The following is a 12,291-nucleotide window of genomic DNA, read 5'->3' on the forward strand; positions in this document are numbered from 1 at the left end:
GTCTAACATCCCTGGCAGCGCCGGTCAACGCAGCCGCCGCGATCCGGAACGACGAGGAGCCGCAACCATCGTGACCACCGACGGACTCTCCCATGTCCCCGACGGCGTTGACGTCCACGCCGTCGCCGACGTCGTCACGCTCGGCGAGTCCATGGTCGCCTTCCTGCCCTCCCGGCCGGGCCGCCTCGCCGACGTACCGTCGTTCGACCGGGCCATCGGCGGCGCCGAGTCCAACGTGGCGTGCGTACTGGCGGCCCTCGGTCATTCCACGCGGTGGGTCGGCCGCGTCGGCGCCGACGGGTTCGGCGACCACCTCGTCGAGACGATCGGCGCGTACGGAGTCGACGTCACGTCCGTACGGCGTGACCCGGCCCGCCCCACCGGCGTCTACTTCCGTACGGCGAGCGACCGGGCCACCGACGCCCACGAGGTGGCCTACTACCGGGCGGGGTCCGCGGCATCGGCCATGGCGGTCGACAGCGTGGACCTCGACGCGCTCGGTGCGGGCCGCATCCTGCACCTCTCCGGAATCACGGCCGCGCTGTCCGGGGAGTGCCTCGGCCTCATGCGGGAGCTGACGAAGTCCCGTCCCGGCCGCCCGGTCGTCTCCTTCGACGTCAACCACCGGCCCGGGCTGTGGCGCGAGGCCGACGGGCCGCGCGTCCTGCTGGAGCTGGCGCGCGGGGCCGACATCGTGTTCGTGGGCGACGACGAGGCGCGGGAGGTGTGGGGCCTGCACGACGTACGCGCCATCCGCGAGGCGCTGCCCGAGCCGGAGATCGTGGTCGTCAAGCAGGGCGCTCAGAGCGCCACCGTCTTCGAGCAGGACGGCACCGTCACCTCCGTGCCGGCCCTGCACGTGGACGTCGTGGCGCCGGTCGGCGCGGGCGACGCCTTCGCCGCCGGGTTCCTGTCGGCCACGCTGCGCGGCCTGCCCGTACGCGACCGCCTGCGCCACGGCCACCTGATGGCCGCCGCGGCCCTCACCGTCCCCGGCGACCTCGGCACGCCGCCGGCCCGGAACCACGCCGACCGCCTGGCCGCACTCGACGACGACGCGTGGGGGAGACTGCGACTGGGCCCCGGCTGGACGGACGCCGTCACCGAGGACGTGCACGACACGGAGGCCAAGGAGGAGGTACGCATCCCATGAGCCAGACCGTCGACCGCGCGCTGAGCATCCTGCCGCTGCTCGCCGAGGGCCCCGCCGACCTCGGGCAGGTCGCCGACCGCCTCGGCGTCCACAAGTCCACCGCGCTCCGGCTCCTGCGCACGCTCCACGAGCACGGCCTCGTCCACCGCCAGGCCGACCAGCGCTACCGCCTCGGCGCCCGTCTCTTCGCCCTCGCCCAGGAGGCCGTCGAGAACCTCGACATACGGGAGATCGCCCACCCCTATCTCGTCGACCTCAACGAGAAGTGCGGGCACACCGTGCACCTCGCCGTGTACGAGGAGAACGAGGTCCTCTACATCGACAAGGTCGAGAGCCGCTACCCGGTGCGCATGTACTCGCGTATCGGAAAGCCCGTCGCCATCACGGTCGCCGCCGTCGCCAAGCTGATCCTCGCCGACCTGCCGGAGGCCGAGCGGCGCGCGCTCGCCGAGAAGCTCGACTACCCCATGTACACGGCCCGTTCGATCCCGAACCCCGCCGCCTTCCTCAAGGAGCTGGCGACCGTACGCGAACAGGGCTGGGCCACCGACCTCGGTGGCCACGAGGAGTCCATCAACTGCGTGGCCGCGCCCATCCGCGGTGCGGACGGACGGGTCGTAGCCGCCATGTCCGTCTCCGCGCCGAACGTCGTCGTCACCGCCGAGGAACTCCTCACGCTGCTCCCGCTGGTGCGCCGCACCGCCGACGCCATCAGCCGCGAGTACTCGGGCAGTGCCCCCGCGAGGGACATCCCGGCCCCGTAAGCCCGGTGCCGTGAACCCGGCCCACAAAGCCCCGTAAGCCCGTAAGAGAAATGAGCGCCATGACCGAGAAGACCGCCCTCACCCCGGCGACCCACACCACCCCGCCCGCCAAGTTCTCGCACGGAGTCAAGAAGGGGAACATCCTTCAGGTCGCCGGCCAGGTCGGCTTCCTTCCGGCCGTCGAGGGCGAGGCCCCGAGGCCCGCCGGGCCGACCCTGCGCGAGCAGACCCTGCAGACCTTCGCCAACGTCAAGTCGGTCCTCGAAGAGGGCGGCGCGACCTGGGACGACGTGATGATGATGCGCGTCTACCTCACGGACGTGGACCACTTCGCGGAGATGAACGAGATCTACAACGCGTACTTCGAGGAGCAGGGCCTGAAGCAGCCCCCGGCCGCCCGTACGACCGTCTACGTCGGCCTGCCCAAGGGCCTCCTCATCGAGATCGACGCGCTGGCCGTCCTCGGCTGACACCGCTCACCCCCGTCCCCCTCTGCCGTCGCCTGCCTCTCGTCGCCGCCGACGGCCACCAGCCCGCCGAACACCCCCCGGCCCACCCGGCCGTCCCCGTCGCTCCCGGGACCATCTCGCCCGGGAGCTGACACCTCTCGACTCCCCGCACGCCGTACATCCCGGCACGGCGCCCACACCCAGGGCGCCGTGCCGCGATCCTCCCTGCCCGAAAGCGTCATGGAAGTACGAGGTCCCCCTCCATGTCCCTGCCCCTGTCCCCACTCGCGGCGACCGCTCCCGCCGTGACCCCGCCCCACACCGGCGGTCTCCTCGCCATCGTCGACGGAACCGCGGGCCTGCTCACGGTCGCGGCGCTCGGCATCGTGCTGCTGCTCTTCCTGATCATCAAGGTCAGACTGCAGCCGTTCGTCGCGCTGCTCGCCGTGTCCATAGCCGTCGGCCTCGCAGCCGGACTGTCCGTCACCGAACTCTTCGGCACCGTCCAGAGGTCCGACGCCGTCTCGCTCATCGAGACCGGCATGGGCGGCATCCTCGGGCATGTGGCGATCATCATCGGCCTGGGCACGATGCTCGGCGCGATCCTCGAGGTCAGCGGTGGTGCGGAGGCGCTCTCGTCCCGTCTGCTGAACCTGTTCGGGGAGAAGCGCGCACCGCTCGCCATGGGCCTCACCGGCCTGATCTTCGGTATCCCGGTCTTCTTCGACGTCGGCATCTTCGTCCTCGCGCCGATCGTGTACGCCGCCGCCAAGCGGTCCGGCAAGTCGATCCTGCTGTACTGCATGCCGCTGCTCGCCGGCCTGTCGATGACCCACGCGTTCCTGCCGCCGCACCCCGGCCCGGTGGCCGCCGCGGGTCTGCTCAAGGTGGATCTGGGCTGGGTCATCCTGATGGGCATCGCCTGCGGCATCCCGGCCGTGCTCGCCGCCTGGGCGTACTCCGCGTGGATCGGCAACCGCATCTTCGTACCCGTCCCGCAGGACATGGTCGAGGCCGCCGAAGAGGCCAAGGCCGCCGTCGTCGCCGAGCAGGAGGCCGCGGGCGGCCAGGCGTCCGAGGAGCCCGTCCCGCTGGGCACCGTCTTCCTGATCACCGGCACCCCGCTGATCCTGATCCTGGCCGCCACCTTCTCCTCGATCGCCTTCGACCCCTCCACCGGCCGCTCGGTCGTCGAGTTCTTCGGCCACCCGTTCGTGGCGCTGACCATCGCCCTGCTCATGGCGTACTACCTGCTGGGCATCCGCCGCGGCTGGTCCCGCAAGTCCCTCGAGCGGGTGTCGACTTCGTCGCTGAAGCCGGTCGGCAACATCCTGCTGGTGGTCGGGGCGGGCGGCATCTTCGGTGCTGTCCTCAAGGGCAGCGGTGTGGCCCAGGCGCTGTCCGACACGTTCAGCGACATCGGTCTGCCGATCATCGTCCTCGCCTATCTGATCTCGCTGGTCCTGCGCGTCGCCCAGGGCTCGGCCACGGTCGCGATCGTCACCACGGCGGGCATCGTCCTGCCGCTCATCGAGGCGGGCCACCACTCGCAGCCCTTCGTGGCCCTGGTCATCATGGCCATCTCGGCGGGTTCGATCTTCGCCTCGCACGTCAACGACGGCGGCTTCTGGATCGTCGCGAAGTACTTCGGGATCTCCGAGCGGGACACCCTGAAGTCCTGGACGGTTCTGGAATCCGTTCTGTCGGTGGCCGGTTTCGCGATGGCGGCGGTGCTGAGCCTCTTCGTATAGCCGCACTTCTTCGCAGAGGCGTGTAAACGGCTGTTCCGGTACGGCAGTTCGGCCCGTACCGGAACAGCCCGGGCTCTCCCCTCCGGGCAATCGGGGGGTCGGGCACCACGGGTACAGGATCGTCGTCCATACTGCCGCCGTGGAGCAGCGAAGAGGTCCGAACATTCAGCCCGTGCAGGCCGCCGCGACCGATCCGGCGTACGTCCCCGGCATCACGACTCCCCACCTCGCCGCCGATCAGGACGAAGCGGAGTCGTCGGTGGACACCGCGACGGAGACGGAGCCCGGGGACGCGGTCGCCGAGGAGAACGCCGCCGCCGCGGAGGAAGCCGAGGTCTCCGAGACCGCGGAGGCGGTCGACGCCGACGGCGGCGACGCAACCTCCAAGGCTCCGGAAGCCGAGGAGTCCGGCGAGCCTGACGATTCCGACGACTCCGCCGAACCGGACGCCGCCGAGGCATCCGCCGAGGGCGATGCCGACAGCGCCGCGGACGCCGCATCCGGCGACGACGACCCGGTCTTCGAGGCATCCGACCGCCGCGGGTCCATCACCGCGGACCGCGCCGGAGTACATCTCCGCCTGGACGACCAGGAATGCGAGTTCCGCTGGGACGAGATCGGCGCGGTCGAGATCGAGACGTCCCGGTTCGGGCGCTGGTTCACGGTCACCGTCCACACGCCGGACCGCCGCTGGTACCCGGCCGACATCGAGGTCAAGGACAAGAGCCGCATCAAGGAGTGGACGGACCAGCTCGACGCGGTCCTGGACGCCTACTTCGAGGACGAGCCCGAGGACGAGCCCGAGAACGAGCCTGAGGGCGCCGACGAGACCGACAAGACCGAGGTCGGCGCTGAGGCCGAGGACAGCGACGAAGCCGAGGCACGCGACGAGGCCAAGGTCGGCGCCGGCGACAAGGACGACTGACGGCCTGGTCATGCCTGGCTGAGCCAGGCCGGCCGATCGCTCCCGTGAGGGCCATGCGGGGCACCCGCTCCACCGGATGCCCCGCCGGCCCGCCCCTCATGGCCCGGATCTAGCGGCCCTCGTGCCACTTCTCACTGGTGGCGATCTTCTTCAGCTGGTCCAGGGTCAGGGCGGGCGCCTCACGTGTGGCCTCGCCGTGCAGATCGGCGGCGTTGGAGGCCGAGATCACCACGCGGTCGCCGTTCGGCCGCAGGACGTCGACGGTCCGCACGACGACTCCCGTGCGGCCCTTTTCGTCAGGTGCCTCCTGCGTCAGCACGAGCGTGCCGTCCTGCAGTTTCTCGGCCCCTGTCATGTGGCCGCTCAGCAAATCACCCATGTTCGACTGCACGTTGATCTGGATCATGCTCTCGCCCTTGCCGTCATCGACGACGACATATGCGTATTCGGGCTCCTGGCCGCCCTTCGCGGTCACCTTCAGGTTGTCGGGGAGCAGCGAGACGAGTGTCGTCCCGACCGACGCGACGTCGGCACCCGGAGACGTGCTGGTGCTGCTCTCCGGCTCCGGGGCCCCCTTGGCGTCCTCGGGGATGGCGTCGATGACCGTGCGCCAGGCGGTGGCGGTGGCCACTTCCTTCAACTGGGCCGTGGACAAGGGCGGTTCGTCCCTGGTGATCGGCGCGTCCTTCTCGGCCTCGGCGTTCCACTCGCTCACGGTGACGTGGTGTCCCTGCGGGGTGACGAGTGACGCGTACCAGTACTTCGTGTCCACGCGGCGGTCCGGGTACTCGTACCCCTTGAAAAGCATGAGCTTCGAGCCGTCGGGCAGAGTGCTCGCGGTGCACGCGTCGTACGGGACCAGCCTCTTGTCCGGGCATTCGGTCCACTCGCCGGCCTGCTCGCTCCCCGGCTGGATCCGGTTCAGGGAGACCCCGACGGCCGCACCGCCCTTGCCGTCGTCGTACACGACCTGGGCGTACGGCATCGGCAGCCCCCCCTCCTTGCTTTCACCGGTGCCCCGGCCCTGCTCCTCGCTGAACTTCCCTGCAGGGAGCAGCTTCTTGAGGGTGCGGACCAGGTCGGCGCCGGAGACCTCGCCGTCGTTCTTGGCGGGCGGCGAAGGCGTCGTCCGGCCGGCGGCCACGGACGCCTGCTGTCCGCCCCCGTCGCCGCCCCACGGCACGAGCAGCGTCCCGCCCACGCCCACGAGGGCGACTGCGGCCACGCCTCCCGCGACGGCGGCCCTGCGCCGCAGCAGGAGCCTGCGCCCACGTGCCGCGCCGGCGGCGGCGACGGCGCTCCGGTCGGTGTCGAAGCCGCCACCGGCGTGGCGGATGGCTTCGCCGAGCCGGTCTTCGAAGCGGTCGCTGTGTTCTTTGTGATCTTCAACAGACATGGCAAACCACCGTCTCTGCGAGCGTCGTTGGTATGGAGAGGAAGGTGCGGCCGGTCAGGGCGCCGTGTACTCGCTGAGGCTGTCGCCCAGCAGCACGCGCAGCCTGGCGAGGGCACGGACGCAGCGGGTACGCACCGCGGCCGAGCTGGCGTTCATCACGTCGGCGGTCTGCTCGATGCTGCGGTCCTCCCAGTAGCGCAGGACGACCACGGCCCGGTCCTTGGCGGGCAGTCGGCCCAGTGCCTCGACGAGCGTCAGCCGCAGCGGCGTGTCGGCGTCGGCGGCACGTGGGTCGGGCAGGTCGGGCAGGACGTCCGTGGCGCGTTCACTGCTGCTACGGCGCCGCTGGTGGGCGAGGAACACACGGGTGAGGACGGTCTGGGCGTACCCGGCCGGGTTGTCGGCCCGGGAGACCCGTCTCCAGCCGACGTACAGCCGGCCCAGCGTCTCCTGGACCAGATCCTCGGCGAGATACGTGTCACCGGCCGTGAGCAGACATGCGGACCGGTAGAGATGCCCGGCCCGTGCCGCGGCGAACTCCGCGTACTCGTCTGCTCGAGTCTGTCTCATACTCTGTCCCCCCGCGTCGTCCCGGACCGCCTTCACCTCATTGATGCGGTGGACCCCACGGAATGTTTCATCGCGGGCGGACGCTCACTGCGCCCCCGAGCCGGTGTCGGTCAGCGGTCCCCCTGCCCCTGCAACCGGTCCGCTGTCCAGCCCACCGCGCACCCCGCCAGCAGCACCGCGCTGGACATCCCCAGGTCGAGTGCGCCGAAGCCGGGGCGGTTCCAGTGGAGGGTGAGGGTGAGGAGCTGGGCGGCCGTCGGGACGGCGAGGGCGGCGATCGCGTGGCGCAGCAGACGGTCGCGCTGGGGCTCGGGATGGGCGCGGGCCGCGGCCCAGGTGGTGAGTGCGAGGCACACCAGGTTCGGCAGGTGGACGAGAACCACGGCGCCGCCGAAGGAGCGCGGGCCGCGCGGTCCGACGAACGTGTCGTAGACCAGGGACATCTGCACGTACTCGGAGACGGCGAGCACGACGACGCCCGCCGCCCACGCGCGCGTGAACGCGAAGACGTCTCCCTTGCGGTCGTTGCGCGACGTGACCGTGGACGTGGACGCGCCGTAGTACGGCATCACTTGCCTCCGGAGTACGGGCAGGGCATGTCAGCTGCCTCCTGTCACCTGGTAGAGAAAGACGGCCGTGAAGCCGAGCGTGGCCATGCCGCATCCGGCGACCAGCGCAAGGCACTGCAGGACCGGCGACCAGCTGCCGCGGCCCGCTATGGTCGCCGTCCGCTCGGGATCGCGCGGGTCGTAGGCGACCGTGACCTCGGCGCCCTCCTTCACCGACCAGCCCGCGAGGTCCTCGAACTCGATGTCGCGGCCGTCGGCCGTCCGGAAGGCGAAGAAGTGCCGCGTCGCATCCGAGCGGTTGTACGGCTCGGTCTCGACGCGGACGCAACGCCCCGTGGTCCGCGTGCCGCTCCGCATCATCCGCGCGACGGTCACCAGACGGCGGGCGTACTTCAGCGTCAGCCAGCCGAAGAAGACCACGAGGGCCCCGACGACGACGTACCCGGAACCGGGGATCTCCATGGTCAGTGCACCTGCACCGAGTCGATGATCTTCTTGAGTGCGGCGTCGTCCAGCGCACCCTTCTGCGCGTCGATGCGGACCGCGAAGGTCTTCTTCTGCGAGTCGAGCCCGGTGAGGATCACGCCGTGGATCCGTGTGCCCTTCGGCGGCGTGTTCTTCTCGCCGGTCGAGCTGAACTCGAAGTCCACCCGCCGGGCGTCGTCCGCCCCGGCCAGCTTCACGTCCTTCTCGCCCTGGAGGGTCGACCCGAGCTGCACACCGGCCTCGGCGCCGATGGCCGCCTCCTCGGCCGAGTCGGCGTTCGTGAAGTCCAGCTGCACCGTGATCGTGGAGACGGTGGTGCCGTTCTCGGTACGGACCGCAGCGGCCGCGTTGTGCTTGCTGCGCTCGGCGGCGCTCTGCTCCACGTATCCGCCGGAGCCCTTGGGGTACGAGACGTCCACGCCCTTCGTCTTCAGCGTTCCCCAGCCGCTGGGCACCGAGCCCGCCTCCTGGTCGCCCCCGCCACACCCGGTGAGGAGCAGGGCGGCGGCGCACACCCCGCAGACGAGGCCGGCGAAGGCTCCGCCCCTCCTGCGGCTGTCTGCGTCACTGCGGCCGTTCCGTGCCTGCGTACGGGCGGCATTCCTGCTGTTCATATGCGATCGCTCCCTGGCCTGCCCTGGTCCCGGTCCCTGATCACTGCGCACAGTAGCTGTAGGGAACGTACGACCGGTGTCCGTTCCGAGGGGCGCCCAGGAACTGCGCGTCGTTGAGCATCTCCTCCTTCTTCTCGGTGCTCACCGAGAAGCCGAGGCTCAGCCCGAGGTTCAGCTCGAAGCCGTACTCCGCCGCCTCCGTCTGGCCCGTGTACACCGTCTTGCTGGACTTGCCCTTGTCGAAGAGCAGCTGCCCGAACGGGTCGTCGGCGCCCGGCCGCGACGTCGGCGCGTGGTCGTCGAACATGTATGCGAAGGGGGCCGCGTTGTCGCCGTAGCCGTCGAGCCACTGCTGCGCGATCGCACGGTCGGCGTCGCCCTCGGTGCCCGGGTCGAAGCTGACGGAGTTGGTGACGACCTCGATGCCGGTCTGGTTGTCGGTTCCCTTGGCGCCGGCGCTGCCGCCCCGCTTGTCGTTCCCGCTCTTGCCGTTGTCGCCGCCGACCTTGGCGCCGTCCTTGGTGGCGCCCTTCTCGACGGTGCGCGTCATGTCGATGCGGATCAGCTTTCCGGTCTTCTTGTCGTGGGTGACGGTGATGGTGCCGGTCTGCGTGGTCGACGCGGAGGCCTCACCGCTGAGGGGCCCGGCCTCGTACCCGAGCTTGGTGCCGTACTCGATGGCCGCGGAGTACGTGTACGACTTGGTGTTCTTGTACTTGTTGTCGGTCCAGGTGACCTCGGGCGCGAACTTGAAGTTGCCGCCGAGCGTGGCGCTGAGCTTCTTCTCGTCGCCCGCCGACAGCTTCATGCCGCCCGCCGCCGACGCCTCGAACCCGACCTTGCCGTAGGAGATCTGCCGGTCGCCGCCCAGGCCCTTCTCGACCCGCTCGCGGGTCTCCTCCTCGTCCTTGAGCGGGCCCTTGCCGAAGAGGTACATGATGCTGTCGCCGAGGCTGGCATCCGCGCCGCCGGGGGACTGGCGCCGGATCTCGTACATCTGCAGCTTCTCGATGTCGTCCCGGAACCTCTTGGCCTCGTCCTCGCTCTCGAACACCCAGGTGTCCCCGTTGGTCACCTTGATGCCCGCGCCGAGCTCGACCTTGTCCGAGCCGAACTTGCCGACCTTGGCGCCCGGCTTCCAGTCCTTCTTCGCGGCGACGGACGCGGCGTCGGTGAACGTCATGTACACCAGCTCGTCCTTGTCGTCGACCTTGCCGTCCTTGTTGACGTCGGTGTTGGCCTTGAACCGCTGCTCCTGGAACCCGTACTCCTTGCCGAACTCGATGAACAGCACCTTGGCCTTGGCGCCGGCCTTGTCGGTGAGGGTGGAGATCTGGCAGAGGGGAGGCTCGAAGTCGGCGTCGGTGAGGGGCTTTCCGGCGCCCGGTCCGGACGACCCGCAGTCGCTGCCGCCCAGTGCGCGGCAGACGTGCTGAGCGAAGCTCCCGGCGATCCGCTGACCGACCTCGGTGGCGAGAAGCGCGCTGACGATCGCCACCATCACGATGACCGCGCCGACGTATTCGAGTGCGCCGGCACCCCGGTCGTTCCCTCTGAACGCCGGTCTGCATGCCGGCGGTCTGCCGTCCCCCACGCCCACTTCTGCACCCCTCGCACCAGTCCGCTGTGGCGCTCGGAGGCTAAGCGCGGGCGGTGCGGGCGGACATGGGCCCGCGGGCCCAAGACGAGGCCCAAAGCTCTGACTCTGGCCGAGATCGAGGCGAACGTATCCCCACACAGTGAGGAAGCACGTTTTCTGGGCTGTATGTCATGGATAAAGTGCTGATGCAGGTGGACGGAACAGTGAACGCCGACGACCGCCGGGTCCACCGGTGATCGAGGAGAACTACGGGGAACGGGGAACCCGAAGTGCCGACCGCGATAGCAGTCACCAGTACCGATCTGGTGCTACCGGCCACGGACCAGCAGACGCCCACGGCGGCGTTACTGCGCCCGCCGCACGAGCAGCCGCTCGAGGCGGCTCTCGGCGATATGCACATGCTGATCGAGCAGTTCGGACACGTGGTGGTGGTCCATCCGACGACGCTGGACGTGGCGTACGAGCGGCGGCTGCACACCGTGCGGTCGATCCTCGAGAGCGACCGCATCGCCGTCATCAAGTCGGAACTGCCACCGCTGGGCGTCGCGGTGCTCGTGCGTCAGCTGCGCCAGATCTCCGTCTGCGACTTCAGCGCGGGCGTCGTGGCCGCCGCGTCCCGGCTCCTGCCCTACTACATCCACGCCGGTGCCGTACTGAACTCGGTCGCCAGGCTCGACCACGTCCCCGTCGACCTCAAGACGCACGCCAAGTCCTGGGTGCCCGGCTCCCAGTTCGGCGTCGTCGCGGCCCCGAACCCCCAGCTGGTCCGGCTCGGCCCCGCCGCCCGGCTGGCCGGACCCAACTACCCCACGCACCTCGCCGTCGCCCGGGGCCAGTTCCAGTCCGACTGGGTCACCGGGACGCTCGCCCCGTCCTGGCAGGTGCAGCGTGTGCAGGAGGTGCAGCTGCCCGCCGACTCGGCCCGCTGGTGGGGCACGTCGAAGCTGATCGAGTTCGCCACGCACCTGCCCGATCTCTACACGCTCTACCAGCTCGTCGCGTCGGTGCGGCGCGAGCGCTGCGGCTGGTGCGACATGGAACTCATCGGCGACCGCTGCTGCTTCTGCACCGCGCCGCTCACTCCGCCCGAGAACCAAACCGGCGCCTCTGGTGTCCCTACCCACGGGGCGCAGGCACCCCGCACGTCATAACCGTGCACGAGCCCCTCGCACCGTCCCGTCCCCGTCCCCCGTCTTTCGTCTCTGCCTCCGTCCCCCCATACGAGCCGTGTGAGATGCACGACCGTCAACGGTCCAGATCCCGAACGAGGTTCATCCGCTCATGAATTCCCGTCAGCGTCGCGGCGTCATACTCCTGCTCATCTCGGTCCTGTGCGCCTTCGCCGCCTTCGTCGGCGTCCTGTCCGTGATCAGCGATGTGGATTCGAAGGTGGGCCCCGAAGTCGCGGCGTACGAAGTGAAGTCGGACATCGCGCCGTACACCGAACTGAACAGCAGCGCCTTCCAGAAGGTGAAGATGCCGAAGCGCTGGCTGCCCGACACGGCCGTCACCGACCTCTCCCAGATCAGCGGGAAGATCGCCGTCACGACGCTGCGCAAGGGTTCGCTGCTGCAGAGCGACATGATCGTCAAGCAGCCCGCGCTCAAGGCCGGTGAGCAGGAGATCGCCATCATGATCGACGCCGAGACCGGCGTCGCGGGCAAGATCACCCCCGGCTCCACCGTGAACATCTACGCGACCTTCGGTGGCCAGACCGACCGCGAGAAGCCCATGTCGCGGATCATCGTGCCGAACGCGCGCGTCCTGGACGTCGGAAGGCTCACCGCGCTCGAGCCGAAGAGCGACAACCAGAACGCGCCGACGGAGGCCGTCCCGATCACCTTCGCCCTCGACACCAAGGACGCCCAGCGCGTCGCCTACGCCGAGTCCTTCGCCGAGCACGTGCGGCTCGCCCTCGTCGCGCCCGGCAGCGACACCACCATCCCCCCGGGAGACCGCTCGTACTCCCTCGACGAGGACAAGTGAGGTTCGGATGAGCAGAGGACGAGTGAGG

13 protein-coding genes are annotated in these 12,291 nt (G+C 69.8%); 7 read left to right on the forward strand and 6 right to left on the reverse strand.

The features are described from left to right. Window positions 1-70 precede the first annotated feature (70 nt). The 5 genes from ACWD4J_RS28520 to ACWD4J_RS28540 all read left to right on the forward strand — a co-directional run bounded on the left by ACWD4J_RS28520 (window position 71) and on the right by ACWD4J_RS28540 (window position 5,042). Entirely contained in the window at window positions 71-1,153 is a 1,083-nt protein-coding gene (locus ACWD4J_RS28520; RefSeq protein WP_451398308.1) for a sugar kinase, read from the forward strand. Continuing rightward, the gene (locus ACWD4J_RS28525; RefSeq protein WP_451398309.1) at window positions 1,150-1,917 is read left to right on the forward strand and encodes an IclR family transcriptional regulator; all 768 of its coding nucleotides are present in this window, start codon (window positions 1,150-1,152) and stop codon (window positions 1,915-1,917) included. Before ACWD4J_RS28520 ends, ACWD4J_RS28525 begins: the two co-directional genes overlap by 4 nt. Before the next feature lie 59 nt (window positions 1,918-1,976). Further along, window positions 1,977-2,387: a RidA family protein gene (locus tag ACWD4J_RS28530; RefSeq protein WP_451398310.1), complete on the forward strand. Its 411-nt coding sequence runs from the start codon at window positions 1,977-1,979 to the stop codon at window positions 2,385-2,387. A gap of 242 nt (window positions 2,388-2,629) precedes the next feature. Continuing rightward, window positions 2,630-4,117 (forward strand): GntP family permease, encoded by a 1,488-nt coding sequence (locus ACWD4J_RS28535; protein WP_451398311.1) that lies wholly within the window; start codon window positions 2,630-2,632, stop codon window positions 4,115-4,117. 139 nt (window positions 4,118-4,256) lie between these two features. Then, window positions 4,257-5,042: a hypothetical protein gene (locus tag ACWD4J_RS28540; RefSeq protein ID WP_451398312.1), complete on the forward strand. Its 786-nt coding sequence runs from the start codon at window positions 4,257-4,259 to the stop codon at window positions 5,040-5,042. A 109-nt stretch (window positions 5,043-5,151) separates the two neighbouring features. On the opposite strand, the gene ACWD4J_RS28545 is transcribed toward ACWD4J_RS28540, so the two are convergent. The 6 genes from ACWD4J_RS28545 to ACWD4J_RS28570 form a co-directional block, all read right to left on the reverse strand. Then, window positions 5,152-6,438: a hypothetical protein gene (locus ACWD4J_RS28545; RefSeq protein ID WP_451398313.1), complete on the reverse strand. Its 1,287-nt coding sequence runs from the start codon at window positions 6,436-6,438 to the stop codon at window positions 5,152-5,154. A 54-nt stretch (window positions 6,439-6,492) separates the two neighbouring features. Further along, window positions 6,493-7,008, reverse strand: coding sequence for a SigE family RNA polymerase sigma factor (locus ACWD4J_RS28550; RefSeq protein WP_451398314.1), 516 nt, complete (start codon window positions 7,006-7,008; stop codon window positions 6,493-6,495). A gap of 110 nt (window positions 7,009-7,118) precedes the next feature. Next, window positions 7,119-7,577, reverse strand: a complete 459-nt coding sequence (locus tag ACWD4J_RS28555; protein ID WP_451398315.1) for a hypothetical protein — start codon at window positions 7,575-7,577, stop codon at window positions 7,119-7,121. Window positions 7,578-7,607: 30 nt separating this feature from the next. Next, window positions 7,608-8,039 carry a DUF3592 domain-containing protein gene (locus ACWD4J_RS28560; RefSeq protein WP_451398316.1) on the reverse strand — a complete coding sequence of 144 codons (432 nt, stop codon included), beginning with the start codon at window positions 8,037-8,039 and terminating at the stop codon, window positions 7,608-7,610. A 2-nt stretch (window positions 8,040-8,041) separates the two neighbouring features. After that, window positions 8,042-8,677, reverse strand: a complete 636-nt coding sequence (locus ACWD4J_RS28565; protein ID WP_451398317.1) for a hypothetical protein — start codon at window positions 8,675-8,677, stop codon at window positions 8,042-8,044. Between the two features lie 40 nt (window positions 8,678-8,717). After that, window positions 8,718-10,271 (reverse strand): hypothetical protein, encoded by a 1,554-nt coding sequence (locus ACWD4J_RS28570; RefSeq protein ID WP_451398318.1) that lies wholly within the window; start codon window positions 10,269-10,271, stop codon window positions 8,718-8,720. 275 nt (window positions 10,272-10,546) lie between these two features. Between ACWD4J_RS28570 and ACWD4J_RS28575 the strand changes: the two genes are divergently transcribed. Then, window positions 10,547-11,428, forward strand: a complete 882-nt coding sequence (locus ACWD4J_RS28575) for a hypothetical protein (RefSeq protein WP_451398319.1) — start codon at window positions 10,547-10,549, stop codon at window positions 11,426-11,428. Between the two features lie 130 nt (window positions 11,429-11,558). After that, entirely contained in the window at window positions 11,559-12,263 is a 705-nt protein-coding gene (gene cpaB / locus ACWD4J_RS28580; protein ID WP_451398320.1) for a Flp pilus assembly protein CpaB, read from the forward strand. Window positions 12,264-12,291: the final 28 nt, after the last annotated feature.

The organism is Streptomyces sp. NPDC002577, from assembly GCF_053594815.1.